Annotated in this window: 15 protein-coding genes and 1 riboswitch; of the genes, 9 read left to right on the top strand and 6 right to left on the bottom strand. The window is 71.7% G+C overall.

The genetic code is table 11. The features are described from left to right. Nucleotides 1-2 precede the first annotated feature (2 nt). The 3 genes from IWX63_RS04725 to IWX63_RS04715 all read right to left on the bottom strand — a co-directional run bounded on the left by IWX63_RS04725 (nucleotide 3) and on the right by IWX63_RS04715 (nucleotide 4680). The gene (locus tag IWX63_RS04725) at nucleotides 3-1523 is read right to left on the bottom strand and encodes a sensor histidine kinase (protein WP_334685641.1); all 1521 of its coding nucleotides are present in this window, start codon (nucleotides 1521-1523) and stop codon (nucleotides 3-5) included. Continuing rightward, entirely contained in the window at nucleotides 1520-2269 is a 750-nt protein-coding gene (locus IWX63_RS04720; RefSeq protein ID WP_199277012.1) for a response regulator transcription factor, read from the bottom strand. The genes IWX63_RS04725 and IWX63_RS04720 overlap by 4 nt, the downstream gene beginning before the upstream one ends. 260 nt (nucleotides 2270-2529) lie before the next feature. After that, nucleotides 2530-4680 (bottom strand): MMPL family transporter, encoded by a 2151-nt coding sequence (locus tag IWX63_RS04715; protein ID WP_199277011.1) that lies wholly within the window; start codon nucleotides 4678-4680, stop codon nucleotides 2530-2532. A 101-nt stretch (nucleotides 4681-4781) separates the two neighbouring features. Between IWX63_RS04715 and IWX63_RS04710 the strand changes: the two genes are divergently transcribed. The 9 genes from IWX63_RS04710 (at nucleotide 4782) to IWX63_RS04670 (ending at nucleotide 13329) form a co-directional block, all read left to right on the top strand. Beyond that, nucleotides 4782-5270: a MarR family winged helix-turn-helix transcriptional regulator gene (locus tag IWX63_RS04710; protein ID WP_199277010.1), complete on the top strand. Its 489-nt coding sequence runs from the start codon at nucleotides 4782-4784 to the stop codon at nucleotides 5268-5270. Nucleotides 5271-5280: 10 nt separating this feature from the next. Next, nucleotides 5281-6078, top strand: coding sequence for a methyltransferase domain-containing protein (locus IWX63_RS04705; RefSeq protein WP_199277009.1), 798 nt, complete (start codon nucleotides 5281-5283; stop codon nucleotides 6076-6078). A gap of 24 nt (nucleotides 6079-6102) precedes the next feature. After that, complete coding sequence (locus IWX63_RS04700; RefSeq protein WP_199277008.1) at nucleotides 6103-6597, top strand: low molecular weight protein-tyrosine-phosphatase; 495 nt, start codon at nucleotides 6103-6105, stop codon at nucleotides 6595-6597. Nucleotides 6598-6636: 39 nt separating this feature from the next. Further along, the gene (locus IWX63_RS04695) at nucleotides 6637-7254 is read left to right on the top strand and encodes a LysE family transporter (RefSeq protein ID WP_199277007.1); all 618 of its coding nucleotides are present in this window, start codon (nucleotides 6637-6639) and stop codon (nucleotides 7252-7254) included. Nucleotides 7255-7257: 3 nt separating this feature from the next. After that, the gene (pabB, locus tag IWX63_RS04690) at nucleotides 7258-9537 is read left to right on the top strand and encodes an aminodeoxychorismate synthase component I (protein WP_199277006.1); all 2280 of its coding nucleotides are present in this window, start codon (nucleotides 7258-7260) and stop codon (nucleotides 9535-9537) included. A 94-nt stretch (nucleotides 9538-9631) separates the two neighbouring features. Continuing rightward, nucleotides 9632-10510, top strand: coding sequence for an aminodeoxychorismate lyase (locus IWX63_RS04685; RefSeq protein WP_199277005.1), 879 nt, complete (start codon nucleotides 9632-9634; stop codon nucleotides 10508-10510). 108 nt (nucleotides 10511-10618) lie between these two features. Beyond that, nucleotides 10619-10736, top strand: a riboswitch (SAM riboswitch). Between the two features lie 169 nt (nucleotides 10737-10905). Next, a complete protein-coding gene (locus IWX63_RS04680; protein WP_199277004.1) occupies nucleotides 10906-11820 on the top strand; it encodes an ABC transporter substrate-binding protein in 915 nt (304 codons plus the stop codon). A 10-nt stretch (nucleotides 11821-11830) separates the two neighbouring features. Then, complete coding sequence (locus IWX63_RS04675) at nucleotides 11831-12595, top strand: amino acid ABC transporter permease (RefSeq protein ID WP_199277003.1); 765 nt, start codon at nucleotides 11831-11833, stop codon at nucleotides 12593-12595. Continuing rightward, nucleotides 12592-13329 carry an amino acid ABC transporter ATP-binding protein gene (locus IWX63_RS04670; RefSeq protein ID WP_199277002.1) on the top strand — a complete coding sequence of 246 codons (738 nt, stop codon included), beginning with the start codon at nucleotides 12592-12594 and terminating at the stop codon, nucleotides 13327-13329. The genes IWX63_RS04675 and IWX63_RS04670 overlap by 4 nt, the downstream gene beginning before the upstream one ends. Before the next feature lie 113 nt (nucleotides 13330-13442). Here the strand turns inward: IWX63_RS04670 and IWX63_RS04665 are convergent, their stop codons facing one another. The 3 genes from IWX63_RS04665 to IWX63_RS04655 are packed head-to-tail and all read right to left on the bottom strand — an operon-like array spanning nucleotide 13443 to nucleotide 16332. Next, a complete protein-coding gene (locus IWX63_RS04665) occupies nucleotides 13443-14240 on the bottom strand; it encodes an energy-coupling factor transporter transmembrane component T family protein (RefSeq protein WP_199277001.1) in 798 nt (265 codons plus the stop codon). Next, nucleotides 14237-15727 (bottom strand): ABC transporter ATP-binding protein, encoded by a 1491-nt coding sequence (locus tag IWX63_RS04660; protein WP_334685640.1) that lies wholly within the window; start codon nucleotides 15725-15727, stop codon nucleotides 14237-14239. The genes IWX63_RS04665 and IWX63_RS04660 overlap by 4 nt, the downstream gene beginning before the upstream one ends. Then, nucleotides 15724-16332, bottom strand: a complete 609-nt coding sequence (locus IWX63_RS04655; protein WP_199277000.1) for an ECF transporter S component — start codon at nucleotides 16330-16332, stop codon at nucleotides 15724-15726. The genes IWX63_RS04660 and IWX63_RS04655 overlap by 4 nt, the downstream gene beginning before the upstream one ends. Between the last annotated feature and the right edge of the window lie 41 nt (nucleotides 16333-16373).

The following is a 16373-nucleotide window of genomic DNA, read 5'->3' as shown; positions in this document are numbered from 1 at the left end:
TGCTAGGAGTCCTCCCGACGCGGGATGTGCCGGGGCTGTGAAACGGGCAGTTCCACACGGAACCGGGTCCGCCCGGGCTCGCTGCTCACGCGGATCGTCCCCCCGTTCGCCTCGACGAGGGCCTGGACGATCGCGAGCCCGAGGCCGGTGCTGCCGGCGTCCGCGGAGCGCGCCGTGTCCGCCCGGCTGAAACGCGTGAAGATGGTGTCGATGAAGGCCGGATCGATGCCGGGGCCGGTGTCCGTCACGGTGACGGCGGCGAGCCCCTCCTCGACCGTGACGGCGGTGGTCACGGCGGTTCCCGGCGGGGTGTGCTTGTGGGCGTTGGAGAGCAGGTTGATCAGCACCTGCCGGACCTCGGCCTCCACGGCCCGCACCACGACGGGCTCGTCCGGCAGGGCGAGGGTCCACGTGTCGCCGGGCGCGGAGGCCTGGGCGTCGCTCGTCGTCTCGATCACGAGCTCGGTGAGGTCGACGTCGGACGCCTCGCCGCGCTGGCCCTCGTCCAGGCGTGCGAGCAGCAGGAGGTCCTCCACCAGGGAGGACATGCGCCTGGACTCGCTGTCCACGCGCTCCAGCGCCGAGCGCGCGGACGGGCTCACCACCTCGCTCATGAGGATCAGCTCGGTGTAGCCACGGATGGACGTCAGGGGGGTGCGGAGTTCATGGCTCGCGTCGGCCACGAACCGGCGCACCTTCATCTCGCTCGCCTGGCGGTCCTGGAGCGCGCTCGCCACGTGGTCGATCATCCCGTTGAGGGCCAGCCCCACCGTGCCGACCTCCGTCCCGGGCCGCGCGGCAGCGGGCGGAACACGCACCGGGATGGTGACCTCTCCCGAGGACAGGGGGAGCCGGGAGACGGACGTCGCCGCGGCGGACAGCTCCTCCAGGGACCGGAGCGATCGGCGGATGATCACCGTCCCCGCGGCACCGGCCAGCGCCAGCCCCGCCAGCGACAGGCCCGCGACCGTGACGGCGAGGGAGACGAGGGTGCTGTCACGCTCGGCGGTGGACAGGCCGGTGACGAGGACCGCGCCGTCGGAGCCCGGGACCGGCGGGATCCCGGCCGCATCCACGCGGTAGTGGCCGGTACTGAGCGTCAGTTCCTCCGGTGCATCGGCCGGGTCGAGGCCCGCCAGCAGGTCCAGGTCGGCCGGTCCCAGCGGCCGGGTGCTCCCGTCGTCCTGCACGAGCGCCGAGGTCCGCGCCTGGCCGTCGTCGAACACCGCGTTGAGCGTGCCCGGCCGCTGGCCCGCCGCGTTCTCCGGGTCGACGGCGCCGGACGGCCGGTCGTCGTCGTCCCCCGGCGGGCGGTCGCCGGGGAACCCCGCCCGTCCGGCGGCGAGCTCGAGCGCCGCATCGAGCTGACCGGTCAGGTAGCTGCTCATCGCGAGGTGGCTGAGGACGCCGAGGGCCGCGCAGATCGCCGTGAGCAGGCCGAGCGTCACCAGGATGAGCTTCGTGCGCAGGTGCAGAGGATGGCCCGCTCCTGCCGGTCCGGCGCCGTCGTCCGGAGCGGTCATGGGGCCGCGGGCTTCAGGACGTACCCCGCGCCACGCACCGTGTGGATCATGGGCGCACGGCCGGCGTCGATCTTCTTGCGCAGGTAGGAGATGTACAGCTCCACGATGTTCGCCTGGCCCCCGAAGTCGTACTTCCACACGTTGTCGAGGATCTGGGACTTGCTGAGCACGCGGCGGGGATTCTCCATGAGGTACCGGAGGAGCTCCCACTGCGTGGACGTCAGCGCGATGTCCTCGCCGTCGCGGGTGACCTCGCGGGTGTCGACGTTCATCACGAGGTCGCCGACCACCAGTTCGGCGGAGTCCGACGCCGCAGCGCCCGAGCGCTGCACGAGCCGGTGCAGCCGGAGCATGAGCTCCTCCATGCTGAACGGTTTGGTGACGTAGTCGTCGCCGCCCGCGGAGAGTCCGGAGATGCGGTCCTGCACGGCGTCCTTCGCGGTGAGGAACAGCGCGGGGACACCGGGGGCGAACGCGCGGATCTTCTGCAGCGCCTCGATGCCGTCCAGGCCGGGCATCATGACGTCGAGCACGAGGACGTCCGGCCGGAAGTCCCGCGCGGCGGAGACCGCGGTGCGGCCGTCGTTCGCCGTCGTCACGCTCCAGCCCACCATCCTCAGGCCCATGCTGACGAGTTCAGCGAGGCTCGCCTCGTCGTCGACCACGAGGGCCCGGATGGGGCTGCCGTCAGGGTGGGCGAGGCGCGGGAGGTTGTCGGTCATGGAATGGTGCGTGGCGTCGGCCATGTGTCGTCCTCGGGTCCTGCCGCGGCCGGTGGGTCACGGGCAAGCGTTGCGGAGCAAGCGTTGCGGTCCAGTATCCCGCACCGCCGGTGTCCCCCGAGCGTGCCGCCCGGACCTTGTGCGGGGCTTTCCCGACGCTGTGCGGCGGCTGTGCGGAGCATCCATCCGCGGTGCGCACACAGGCCGGGTCACGCCGTCGACCACCGCTGCGTGCCCGGCCCGCGTGCACCCCGGACGCACGGCCCCCGGATTCACGCCTGCGGCTACCGCGGGGACGGCACCCTGCCAAGCTTGGACGGCCACCAGATCTTCGGGCCGATGTCGTAGGACAGGGCCGGGATGAGCAGCGAGCGCACCAGGATGGTGTCGAGGAGGACACCGAAGGCCACGATGAACGCGATCTGCGCGAGGAACAGGATCGGGATGACGCCCAGGGCGGCGAAGGTCGCCGCGAGCACCACGCCGGCCGAGGTGATGACGCCGCCCGTCACGCCGAGCCCGCGCAGGATGCCGGGCCGGGTGCCGATGCGGAGGGACTCCTCACGGACCCGCGTCATCAGGAAGATGTTGTAGTCCACGCCGAGGGCCACGAGGAACACGAAGCCGAACAGCGGCACCGATGCGTCCGCCCCCGCGAACCCGAAGACGTTGTTGAACACCACCGCCGAGACCCCGAGGGCCGTCGCGTAGGAGAGCGCCACGCTGGCCACGAGGAGCACCGGCGCGAGCACGGAGCGGAGCAGGATGACCAGCACCACGAGGATGACCCCCAGGACGATCGGGATGATCTTGACGAGGTCGGCGAGCGCGGTGTCGTTCGTGTCGATCGCCACCGCCGTGACGCCGCCGACGAGCGCCTCCGGGCTGGCGTCGTCGAGCGCGGTGCGCAGCTCACGCACCACGTCCTCGGCCTGTTCGGAGTCGGCCTGGTATTCGAGCGTGCCGCTGATGAGGACCTGACCGTCCTCGATGACGGCGGCGCCGCTCGGGTCCGTGGTCAGGGCGGCGTCGGAGATGCCCTCCTGCGCCGTGACGACCTCCAGCGTCGCCGCCTGGTCCGCCTCGGGTGCGACGACGTAGACGGGACTCCCGGAGCCTGCGTCGAAGTGGCGGGCGAGGGCCTCCTGGCCGTCGACCGCGTTGGACGGCGTCAGGATCACGGCGGACTGCGGGACGCCGTTGGCCTGCAGCTGGGTCAGGCCCAGGGCACCCGCGGCGAGGATGAGCAGGGACGCGATCCACAGCACGCGCGGGCGGCGGGCCACGAGCAGGGCCACGCGCCGCCAGAGGCCCTTGAGCCGTTCGAGTCCCGTTTCCGGCCCGGCGCCCGTCGGCGCCGCATGCCTGCCGTGGTGGGGGGCGACGACGGCGGCCGCCTCGGGGTCGTAGCGCGGAACCAGGGGCCAGAAGGCCGCCCTGCCGAACAGGAGCAGGAGCGCGGGGAGGAGCGTGAGCGCCGCGGCGAGCGAGAAGGCGATGCCGATGGCGGCGATCGGCCCGAGGCTCCGGTTCGAGTTCAGATCCGAGAACAGCAGGCACAGCAGGCCGAGGATCACGGTGGCGCCGGAGGCGAGGATCGGCTCGAACGACCCGCGGTAGGCCACCCGCATGGCCTCCCACTTCGTCGCGTTGCCCGCGAGCGCCTCCCTGAACCGGGCGACGAGCAGCAGCGCGTAGTCCGTCGCCGCACCGATCACGAGGATCGAGAGGATTCCCTGGCTCTGGCCGCTGAGCTGGATGACGTCGAGCTTCGCGAGACCGAAGATCAGCAGGATCGACGTCGCCAGGGCGAACACCGAGGTCAGCAGGACGAGGAACGGCAGCACGATGGACCGGTACACGGCGAGGAGGATGACGAACACCGCGCCGAGCGCGACGGCGAGCAGGATGCCGTCGATCCCGCTGAAGGCGTCGACGAGGTCGTTGGTGAGCCCGGCCGGGCCCGTCACGTAGCCGGTGACGCCGTCGGGCAGTTCGTCGTCGAGGATGCTCCGCAGCTCGCCGACCACCTCGGTGAGTTCCGCGTCGGAGGAGACGAAGGCGATGTACTGGACGGCGAAACCGTCCTCCGACGGGATGGGACCCGCCACCGCGGGCGCCCCCTCGGCCGGGGGTTCGAGCCCCTCGACCCCACCGAGCGTCGCACCGAGCTCCGCGTAGGAGCCGAGGTCCTGCGGACCGATCACGGTGTCAGATTCGGCGACGATCACCGCCGGGATGGCGTCCGAATCACTGAACCTCTGCTGCAGTTCCCCGGCCTCCGTCGACTCGGCGCTGGCAGGCAGGAAGGACGCCTGGTCGTTGCTCGAGACCTCCTCGAGCCGCCCGAAGGTGGGGCCACCCACCGCCGCACCGACCAGCCAGATCAGCACCACCACGACGGGCAGCAGCACCCTCAGCCATTTGTTCTTCATCGCACTCCACGCCTCTCTCGGATTCTCTCTGCAACAAAGTATATCTATGATGGAGATAATCTGAACCGGCTTAAACTGGGAGGGACAGGAGGCGAGGATCCATGGCCACGAGGGACGAGCTCATGGCACTCATGCGGCAGTTCACCATCGAGACCGAGCGCTACGTGGAGGCCGCCAGTGAGCGCGACAGCCTGTACCGCACCGATCTCCACGCCCTGAGCATCATGATGGGTGCCGCCCAGGCCGGCCTCACCGTCACCCCCGGCCTGCTCCGCGAGGAGCTCAACCTGAGCTCACCGGCCACCACGGCCCTGGTCGACCGCCTCGATTCCGCCGGCCACGTCACCCGGCGGCGCAGCGAGGTGGACCGGCGGCAGGTCCACCTGCAGATGACCGACAAGGCACGCAGCACCGGCGCGATGCTGTTCGCCCCGCTCGCCCGCCACCTCAACGGCGTCCTCGACCGGTACACGGAGGAGGAACTGACCCTGCTGCGCGACATGATGCAGAGGATCACCGACGCCACGGTCGCCGCGAAGGACGACGCGCGGGACGGCGTCGGGCTGGCTGGTGACCGGCCCGCCGGTTAGCCTTCCAAGCATGAACGACGAGGTCTACTCCCATGGACACCACCCGAGCGTGACGGCCGCGCATGCGATGCGCACGGTCGCGTCGTCGGCCGCCTACCTCGAGCCGCTCCTCGAGACCGGCATGGAGCTGCTCGACATCGGGTGCGGACCGGGCAGCATCACCGCCGGGTTCGCCGATCTCCTGGCCCCGGGGTCGGTGACCGGCCTCGACCGGTCGGCCGACGTCGTCGCGCAGGCCACGGCCGCCCACGCGGACGTGGCCAACGTGGAGTTCCGCGAGGGCAACGTGTACGACCTCGACTTCCCCGACGAGTCGTTCGACGTCGTGCACGCACACCAGCTGCTGCAGCACCTCGCGGATCCGGTGGCCGCGCTGCGGGAGATGCGGCGCGTCGTGCGCCCGGGCGGCATCGTGGCCGCCCGCGAGGCGGACTTCGGCGCGATGACCTGGTACCCCGCGGTCGGCGAGCTCGACGAGTGGCGGGACCTCTACGGCCGGCTGGCGCGCGGGAACGGCGGCGAGCCCGACGCCGGGCGGCGCCTCCCCGCGTGGGCGGCCGAGGCCGGTTTCGCGGACGTCGAGGTGTCGTCGTCGAGCTGGGTGTACGCCGCCGCCGAGGACCGGCGCGGGCACGCCGAATCCTGGGCCGAGCGCGTGGAGCACTCGGCCTTCGCGGAGCAGACCATCGAGCGCGGCCTCGCCGACCGGCAGACCCTGCAGCGCCTGGCCGAAGGGTGGCGCAGGTGGGGGCGCGCGGACGACGGCGTGTTCCTCCTGCCGAGCGTCGAGATCCTCGCGCGCGCCTGACCCGACCGCCGATAAGCTGGCGGGATGTACCGCATCGTCACCGTCTGCACGGGCAACATCTGCCGTTCGCCCATGGCAGAGCTCATGCTCGCGCATGCCTTCGCGCAGGCGGGACTGCAGCAGCACGTCGCCGTCGATTCCGCGGGGACCACCGACTGGGAGGCCGGCCAGCCGATCGACGAGCGTGCGGCGGCGAAGCTGGCGGAGCTCGGCATCGAGAGCCACCTGCACCGTGCCCGGCGCTTCGAGGCCGTCTGGTACCGCGAGCGGGACCTCATCCTCGCCCTGGACCTGGACCACTACCGCGAGCTGCGCCGGGATGCGCCGGACGGTGAGGCCCGGGACCGGATCCACCTCCTGCGCGAGTTCGACCCGTCCACGACGGACGCCGACCTCGAGGATCTGGGGATCTACGACCCCTGGTACGGCGACGCCAGCGACTTCGAGGCCACCTGGCGGATGGTCCACGGCGCAGTGGAGGGCGTCGTCCGGTTCGTGCGCAACGAACTCGACGCCTGACGTTCCTCCGCCCCGACCGGCAATGCTTACCATGAACGGGTGAATCCCTCCCTCTGGCTGGCGCTGCTCGGCGCCGGAACGCTCATCAGCTTCGTGCCCGGGGCGGGCGCGGTGAACACCATGAGCAACGCGCTGACGGTCGGCTTCCGCCGTTCCATCTGGGGGATCCTCGGCCAGCAGGCGGCCCTCCTCGTGCACATCGGTGTCGCCGCGGCGGGCGTCGGACTGCTCGTGACCAACTCGCCGCTGGCGTTCAACCTCATCCGGTACACCGGCGCCGCGTACCTGGTCTACCTGGGCGTGCGGAAGTTCCTGCAGAAACCCGAGCACAGTGAGGTCCGTGACCGGCAGGTCAACGAGGGCGCGCTCTCGATGGTCCGCCGCGGCCTCTGGGTGAACCTGCTCAATCCGAAGGCCATCGTCTTCTTCCTCGCCCTGATCCCGCAGTTCATCCGCCCGGACCGCCCGCTGCTGGGCCAGTACGCGGTCCTGGCCGTGACCGTCGTCGTCATCGACGTGCTCGTCATGTGGTTCTTCTACGCCGGCGCCGCCCGCTCGTTCCGGCGGTTCACGCAGGACGACCGCGGCCAGGTCATCTTCAACCGGACCTTCGGCTCGCTCTTCGTGGGCGTCGGCGCCCTGCTCGCCGTGGCCTGATCCGTGCCGGCCGACGCACCCCTGCTCATCGCCGTCGACGGGCGATCCGGGGCGGGGAAGACCACCCTCGCCGTCGAACTCGCCGCCCTCCTCCGGGAGCACCACAGCGTCAGCCTCTTCCACCTCGAGGACATCTACCCGGGCTGGGACGGGCTCGACGACGGCATCGGCCGCTACGTGGAGCGCGTCCTCCGCCCCCTGCACGCCGGGCGGCCGGCGCACTGGAACGCCTGGGACTGGGACCGCGGGCAGGACGGCGCCGAGCGGACCACGGCGGCGGCCGAGATCGTGCTCCTGGAAGGGGTGGGCGCGGCGGCCGCCGCCGCACGGCCCCACCTCGACGCGGTGATCTGGATCGAGGCGGATGCCGGGATCCGGCACCGGACCGCGATCGAGCGCGACGGCGAGGCCTATGCGCCCTTCTGGCATCGCTGGGCGGACCAGGAGGACGCCTGGCTGGCGGGCGACGATCCCGCCGCGGCCGCCGACGTCGTCGTGCAGGGCCACCGCGGGGTCCCCTCGCCGCAGGCCGTCCGCCTGGCGCTCACGGGGCTGCCTGCGTGCGCGATCCTGCTCGCGCCGGAGCGTGCGGGACGGCGCGGACTCCGGCTGGACTGCGAGCGCATCGAGGCGGCGCCGGACACCGCGGCGCTGTTCTCGACCCTGTACGGCGCGGCCCCCGCGGCGGTCTGGCTGGACAGTTCCGACGCCGGGACCACGACGCCCCTGCCGGACGGGCGCAGCCGCTTCAGCATCCTGGCGGACGCGTCAGGCGACTTCGGGCAGCAGGCCCTGCACCGGGACGGCACCACGGAGATCACCGCCGGCGCGGTCACCACGCGCATCCGCGAGCCCTTCTTCCGCTGGCTCGACGACGTCTGGGGGCGCCGCGCGGTCCGCACCCCGGACGGGTTCGCCTGCGGGTTCGGACTGGGTTGGCTGGGGTACCTCGGCTACGAGCTCAAGCGGGAGACGGGCGGCGCCTCCGTGCCGACCCCGGCCGACGCCCTCCCGGACGCCGCGCTGGTCTTCGCGGGCCGCGCCGTCGTCGTGGACCATGCCCAGGAGGCCGTCTTCCTGCTCACGCTCGCGGACGGGCGCCGCGACCCCGGCCGTGAGGACTGGCTGGGGAGGGCCCGCCGCGCCGTCGGGGCCGCGCCCCTCGCCGCGCCGTCGCCCCCGCCCCCGGCGCCCCGCTTCGTTGCCCGGGATTCCCGCGAGGAGTACCTCGCGAAGACCCGCCGCGCGCAGGCCGAGATCGCCGACGGCAACACCTACGAGGTCTGCCTGACGACATCGCTGTCGGCCCGCGTGGAGCGCCTCGATCCGCTGGCGACGTATCTCCGCCTCCGCGCCGCGAGTCCGGCACCCTTCGCGCACTACCTCCGCTTTCCCGGCTTCGCCGTCGCCAGCACCTCCCCCGAGCGCTTCCTCCAGCTCACGCAGGACGGCCTCATGCGGGCGGAGCCCATCAAGGGCACGCGCGGCCGTTCGGCGGACCCGGCGGAGGACGCCGCCCTGCTCGAGGACCTCCGGAACTCCGCGAAGGACCGCGCGGAGAACATCATGATCGTGGACCTGCTCCGCAACGACCTCTCGCACCACGCGGTCCCGGGCTCGGTCACCGTCAGCCGGCTGTGCGCCATCGAGTCCTACGCCACCGTCCACCAGATGGTGAGCACCATCGACGCCCGGCTGCGGCCGGGCAGCGCGCGCGCCGGGGTGATCGGGTCCGCGTTCCCTGCCGGCTCGATGACGGGCGCGCCGAAGATCAGCACCATGGCCATCCTCGACCGCCTCGAGGAGGGTCCGCGCGGCCCCTACTCGGGCGCCGCCGGGTACTTCAGCCTGACCGGCGCCACGGATCTCGCCGTCGTCATCCGCACCCTCGTGCTGGCGGACGACGGCGATACCACGCACCTCGCCCTGGGCGTCGGCGGGGCGATCACCGCCGACTCGGACCCCGCCGAGGAGTGGGCCGAGGTCCGGACGAAGACACGCGGGGTGCTGTCGGCCCTGGGGTCCGAGTTCCCGGCCGATGTCCCCGACGTGCCCCGCACGGCGCCCGCCACGGAGCCCGCCCGTCACCCCTCCTCAGGAGCGGATGTCAACCGGATCCTGCCGGTACCGCGGCACCTCCCGCAGGTGGACGATGAACGGGTCAGACCGCGGCAGCCCACGGCGGGCCGCGGACCGGTTCGACTGAAAGCCGACTCTATGGCGGACACTGGTGACATGGCCGACAAGGCCGAGGATTATGCACAGGACAGCGATCAGGAGTAACTGATCCCGCCCCGGAGGCCGGGCCGCACGCATGCGGCCCGGCCTCCCTTTCCTTCAGGCCCTCCGCCGGTGCCGAGCGGATACGCTGTGGCCCATGACTGTTCTCGTGTTCCTCGACCCGGCCCACGACGACGGCAGGGTCGTCGACGCGTCCCAGCCCCAGCTGATGGCCACCGACCTCGGCGCCACCCGCGGCGACGGCCTCTTCGAGTCCCTGCTCGCCGTCGACGGAGCTCCCCGCAAGGAGCAGGCCCACCTGGCGCGCCTCGCGTCGTCGGCCGCGGCCCTGGACCTCACCGTGCCGGACGCCGAGGCGTGGAGCCGCGCGATCCGCACGGGCCTGCGCGAGTTCGCGGCCGCGGAACCGGGCCGGCAGGACGCCGTCGTCAAGCTGATCGCCACACGCGGGGTGGAGGGCGCCGGGCGCGCCACCGCCTGGGTCCAGGTGGCCCGCGTACCGGAAGCCACGCTGCGGCAGCGCGAGACGGGCCTGAACGTCCTCTTCCTGGAGCGCGGGTACGACAGCACGGTCGCCCAGCGTGCACCCTGGCTGCTCATGGGCGCCAAGACCCTCTCCTACGCCGTCAACATGGCCGCCGTCCGGTACGCGAAGGCGCACGGGGCCGACGACGTCATCTTCACCTCCTCCGACGGCAAGGTGCTGGAAGGGCCGACGTCGACCGTGCTCCTCGCCTACGACCGCGACGGCCGGAAGACCCTCCTCACACCCCAGCTCGAGAGCGGGATCCTCGCGGGCACCTCGCAGAGCGCGCTGTTCGCCGCTGCGAAGGAGCAGGGGTGGGAGCTCGGCTACGGACCGCTGGAACCGCACCACCTGCTCGAGGCCGACGCCGTGTGGCTGATCTCGAGCATCCGGCTCCTCGCGCCGGTGCTCTCCCTGGACGGCCAGGAGCTCCGCACCTCGAGCGCGCTGACCGCGGAACTCACCGACCTGGTGGACCGCTTCGTGTAATCTCCGCCACAAATAGGCCCCCTGGGACCCTTCTGCTACGTCAAGCGTCGCATTCCGGCCCTTCCCGTTTTGACCCGGCGCTTCCTGCTGCCCTAGCGTTTTGCCTGCAATCAAGAGTTCCAGCCCTCGGCCCTGGCCGGCTGGACAGCAACCCTCTCCCGTAGTGGGGTGCTCCAGGTGAAGATTCGGCCGCCGGGACAAGTCCCCCGGTTGGCAAGTACGGCGTCGTGCGGCCTGTCCCGATCCAACCCCGGTGACAGCAACCGCACCTGCGCACAGCCCAGAACAGTGAGCGTGTCACCCAGCAGCCTGTCTTCTTCCTCGCCGTGACCCGGCGTCCCAGCACCACCCCCGTTTCCCGCGCCCCCATCCGGGCCGGCACTTCGAAGGACACCATGAACATCTCCCGCAAGGTCCTCGCGGCACTCGCCGTCCCCTTCCTCGCCCTCACCGTCTCCTGCGGCAGCGGCAGCAGCGAACCCACCGAGACCACCGACGCCCTGGCCGGCAGCGACCAGCAGTCGCTCGACCAGTACACGACCGAGAGCACCACGCCGGTCGACGAGATCGACACGTCGGAGCTCGGCCTCATCACCGACGGCACCCTGCGCGTCGGCACGCTCTCGGACGCCCCGCCGAACATCTTCCTCGAGGATGGCGTCTTCACCGGCTACGACAACGAACTGCTGCGCGCCGTCGGCGACAAGCTGGGCCTCGAGGTGGAGTTCGCGTCCACGGACTTCTCCGCACTCCTCGCCCAGGTGCAGAACAAGCAGTTCGACGTCGGATCCTCCTCGATCTCCACCACCGCCGAGCGCCGCGAGAACGTCGGCTTCAGCAACGGCTACGACTTCGGCTACATGGCCGTCGTCACGAAGAACGGCTCCTCCGTCACGGGCTTCGACTCCCTCTCCGAGAGCACCCGCATCGGCGTGGTCCAGGGCACCGTCCAGGACGACTACGTCTCCAACACCCTCGGCCTCGAGCCGGTGCGCTTCCCGGACTACAACACCGTCTACGCGAACGTGAAGAACGGGCAGGTCGACGCCTGGGTGGCCCCCTCCCAGCAGGCCACCGGCCAGGTGAAGGACGGCGACGACACCACGATCGCCGAGACCATCATCAACACCGAGAACTTCACCGCGTACGCCGTGAACAGCGACAACCAGCCGCTCATCGACGCCCTCAACGCGGGCCTCGACGCCGTGGTCGCCGACGGCACCTGGACCGAGCTCACCCAGGAGTGGTACCCGGAGCGCGAGACGCCCACCGACTGGAAGCCCGGCAGCAAAGCCGTGGAAGTAAAGTAGCGGTCCCTGCATGGATGCCCTCGAACAGCTCGGGAAGACCTTCTTCGATTGGGAGGCGATGGCGGCCGTCCTGCCGGACCTGCTGACCGTCGGACTGCCCAACACGCTCCTGCTCGCCCTGGCGTCGGGGATCATCGGCACGATCGTCGGGATGATCCTCGCCATCATGGGGATCTCACGCAACCGTGTGCTGCGGTGGATCGCCCGTATCTACACGGACATCTTCCGCGGCCTCCCCGCCGTCGTGATCATCCTGCTCATCGGCCTCGGGCTCGGCCCGATCCTCCGGCAGATCACGGGCAGCACCAGTCCGTACCCGCTGGGCATCCTCGCCCTCTCGCTGATCGCCTCGGCCTACATCGGTGAGATCTTCCGCTCCGGGATCCAGAGCGTGGAGAAGGGACAGCTGGAGGCGTCGCGCGCCCTGGGCTTCAGCTACGGCGCGTCGATGCAGCTCGTCGTGGTCCCCCAGGGCGTGCGGCGCGTGCTGCCCGCCCTGGTGAACCAGTTCATCTCGCTCATCAAGGAGTCCTCGCTCATCTACTTCATCGGCCTCGTGGCCAGTGAGCGCGAGCTCTTCCGGGTGGGTAACGACGCCGCGAGCAACACCGGCAACCTGTCGCCGCTCATCGCCGCCGGTGTGCTCTACCTGTGCCTGACCATCCCGCTCACGCACCTGGTCAACTTCATCGACCAGCGCCTGCGGGTCGGGAAGACGGCGAAGCCGGAACCGGACGAACTGGCCGCACCGATCGGCGAAGGAGCGAAGGCATGAACACACAAGCATCAGGAACCCTGACGGGGAAGAACCTGCACCTGTCCTTCGGCTCCAACCACGTGCTGCGCGGCATCGACCTGCACGTGGAACGGGGCACGACGGCGTCGGTCATCGGCCCCTCCGGGTCCGGGAAGTCCACGCTCCTGCGCGTCCTGAACCGGCTGATCGAACCGGACCAGGGGGACATCCTGCTCGACGGCCGGTCCGTCCTGAAGGACAACCCGGACGAGCTGCGCCGCCGCATCGGCATGGTGTTCCAGCAGTTCAACCTGTTCCCGCACAAGAGCGTGCTGGAGAACGTCTCGCTGGCCCTGCGCAAGCTGCGGAAAATGTCGTCGGACGAGGCGCGGAGCAAGGCCCTCGCCCAGCTGGACCTGGTGGGACTGAAGCACAAGGCCGACGTCCGTCCCGGCAACCTCTCGGGCGGCCAGCAGCAGCGCGTCGCGATCGCCCGCGCGCTGGCCATGGACCCCGAGGTGATGTTCTTCGACGAGGCCACCTCGGCACTGGACCCCGAGCTCGTCAAGGGCGTCCTGGCGCTCATGGCGGACCTCGCGACGGCGGGCATGACCATGGTCGTGGTCACCCATGAGATGGGCTTCTCACGCAATGTCTCGGACACCGTGACGTTCATGGACGGCGGTGTCGTGGTGGAATCCGGCCCCCCGGCCGCGATCTTCGACGACGCGCAGACACCCCGCCTGAGGGCGTTCCTCTCGGACGTGCTCTAGCCACCCCGTCCGCCCGTTCGACCCGTCCACCGGGGGCCCGCTCCAGCGGGCCCCCGGTGCCGTCTCCGGGGACTTCCGACCGCGGTCACGTGGCGCGGGTCAGGTGACGCAGGTCAGGACAGGATGAAGTTCCAGGTCCCGGCCAGGACGGCCGCCGTCGTCGCACCCGCCGCGATGGCCAGTCCGACGACGGCCACCCCGACGTCGAGCACCGAGAACGTGCTCGTCCTCGCCCACGTGCGCGTCCCGCCGCCGAAGCCGCGCGCCTCCATCGCCGTCGCGAGCCGGGTGGCGCGCCGGATGGCCTGCACGATCAGGCCGAACGACTGCCCCACCAGATTCCGGGTCCGGGCAACGATCGACCCGTCCGAACCGATGCCGCGGGCGTGCCGGGCGAGCCCGAGCATCTCCCACTGCTCCACCAGCAGGCCCACCAGCCGCAGCGACGCCAGCGCCCCCAGGACGAAACGGTGCGGGAGGTGCAGCTTCTGCGCCAGGGCGTCCGCGAGATCCGTGGGGTCCGTGGTGAGCAGGATGAAGATCCCCGGCAGCGCGAGGGCCAGGCCCCGCAGCCCGACGGCGGTCCCCGCCGCGACGGACCCCTCGGTGAACAGGAACGGCCCGACGTCGAGCAGCACGCCGCCCGTCTTGTCCGCGAGCAGCGCCGTCCCGTAGGCGCCGAGCAGGGCGGCCACCAGCAGGGGCCAGATCCGCCGCGCGAGGCCGACCACGCTGATGCCCAGCAGCGGCATGAGGGCGAGTTCGCAGCCGAGGACCACCGCTGCACTGACCCAGTCGATGCTGGCCAGGAGCGCGAGGGTGATGACCCCGGCGGCGAACAGCTTGGACACCGGATTGGCCCGGAGGAGTGTCCGGCCGGCGAGGGCCGGCGTCAGGTAGTCCCCGCTCACCGGGCCACCAGCCGGCCCGCCCCGCCGGAGACGTGCAGGGTGGCACCGCCGAGCGCCGCGATGAAATCGGCGTCGTGCGTCACGGAGACGACGGCGACGCCGTCCTCGATCAGCTCGCGCAGCAACGTCACGAGCTCCGCCCAGGTGAGGGCGTCCTGGCCGAACGTCGGCTCGTCGAGGATCAGGATGCGCGGCGCCGTGGCGAGCATCGTCGCCACGGACAGGCGCCGCTTCTCCCCGCCGGAGAGCGTGAACGGGTTGGCCCGCAGCAGGTGGGTGAGCCGCAGCCGTTCGGCGATCTCCGCGGTGCGCCGTGGGTCAGGGGTGCCGCTGACCCTCCGCGGCCCGAACGCGAGCTCCTCCCCCACGCTCGGGGTGAGGAACTGGTGCTCGGGTTCCTGGAACACGGTGCCGATGCGCTGCACGAGCTGCGCCGAGCGCCAGCGGAAGGGGTCGGTTCCCGCAGCGCCCGCGAGTCGCGGCAGCGCCTCGAGGCGTCCGGCGCGGGGGCGCAGCAGGCCCCCGAGCGTGAGCGCGGCCGTCGACTTGCCGGCGCCGTTGGGTCCGGTGACGCTGAGCGCCTCCCCGGCCCGGACGTCGAGTCCGAGACCCTCGACGGCGGCCGGACCCCGCTTCGTCCGGGCGACCGTCAGGCCCCGCGCGGACAGCAGCGCCTCCCCGCCGCCGTCGGGCACGGACCCGCCGACGGGCGGCTGCCGGCCCGGGATCCACACGCCCGCGTCCGCGAGCCGGGCGCGCGTGCCCTCCTGGACCAGGACCGAACCCGGGGCGCCGTCGGCGAGGACACCGCCGGCGGCGTCGAGCACGATCACGCGGTCGACGACGTCCGCCCAGACGGCGACGCGGTGTTCGACGACCACGAGGGTCGCGCCCGTGCGCTCGAGGACGCGGACGACGGCGTCGCGGATCTCCACGACGCCGTCGGGGTCGAGGTTCGCCGTCGGCTCGTCGAGCAGGAGCAGCCCCGGCTCCATGGCGAGCACCGCGGCCAGGGCGAGGCGCTGCTTCTGACCGCCCGAGAGCGCCGTGGTCGGGTGGTCGAGCGGGACGTCGAGCCCGACGTCGTCGAGCGCCCGGTGCACCCGCTGCCAGATCTCCTCCCGCGGGACGGCGAGGTTCTCGGCGGCGAAGGCCACCTCGTCGCCGACGCGCGCGAGGACCACCTGGGTGTCGGGGTCCTGCAGCACGAGGCCCGCCCGGCCCCGGACGTCGGCGGGGCGGGCGCCGTCGAGCAGCAGTTCACCCTCCTGTTCGCCCTCGTCCTGGCTGCCGAGCAGTCCCGCCAGCCCGTGCAGCACGGTGGACTTGCCCGCGCCGGACGCACCGAGGAGCAGGACGCGCTCGCCGGGGCGGAGGTCGAGGTCGAGGTGGCGGGCGGCGAAGGCCTTCCGGCCGGCGTGGCGCCAGCCCCATCCCCGGGCGCTGACGGACGCAGCTCCCGGGGACGGCGCCTGCGCTGGCGTCACACGTCCGCCGTGCGGCCGGCGGCGAAGGAGGACAGCACGCCCGCCCTCGCGAGCCCGCGCATGGCCAGCCAGGACAGCAGGCCCGCGATGACGACGCCGGAGATGGCGGCGGACACCGCATACAGGAGCTTGAACTCGACGCTCCAGAGTGCGTTGTAGAGGATGTTCTCGCTGATCGCCAGCGCCAGGCCCGCGCCGAGGCCGGCGAGGAGCGCGACGGGCAGGTTCCACTTCCGGTAGAGGAAGAGCAGGAACACGAGTTCGGCCCCCGCTCCCTGGATGGCCCCGGAGATGAGGACGCCGACGCCCCACTGGGTGCCGATCAGGGCGGAGACCGCAGCGGCGAGGACCTCGCAGTAGATCGCGGCGCCCGGTTTCCGGATGATCAGCCCGCCGAGCACCCCGGCGATGAGCCAGCCGCCGGAGTAGAGGCCCGCGAGCGGCGGGAAGCCGGCGGTGAGCACGCTGATGCCCGAGTAGCCCGCGGACCACACGAAGAACAGCACGCCGACGGCGACGGCGATGACCGAGGCCACCACGATGTCGACGACGCGCCACCGGGCGGTGCGGGGGGAGAGGCCCTCGAGGGCCGTCGATGATGCCATGCTGATTCCTCCTGGGTTGCAGGAGGGGAGGGCGCACGGTT

This window comes from Arthrobacter sp. CAN_A2 (genome assembly GCF_015752045.1).
GTDB lineage: Bacteria > Actinomycetota > Actinomycetes > Actinomycetales > Micrococcaceae > Arthrobacter_D.
Note: the sequence above shows the minus strand (reverse complement) of the source record. Positions and strands in the feature narration are given on the sequence as shown.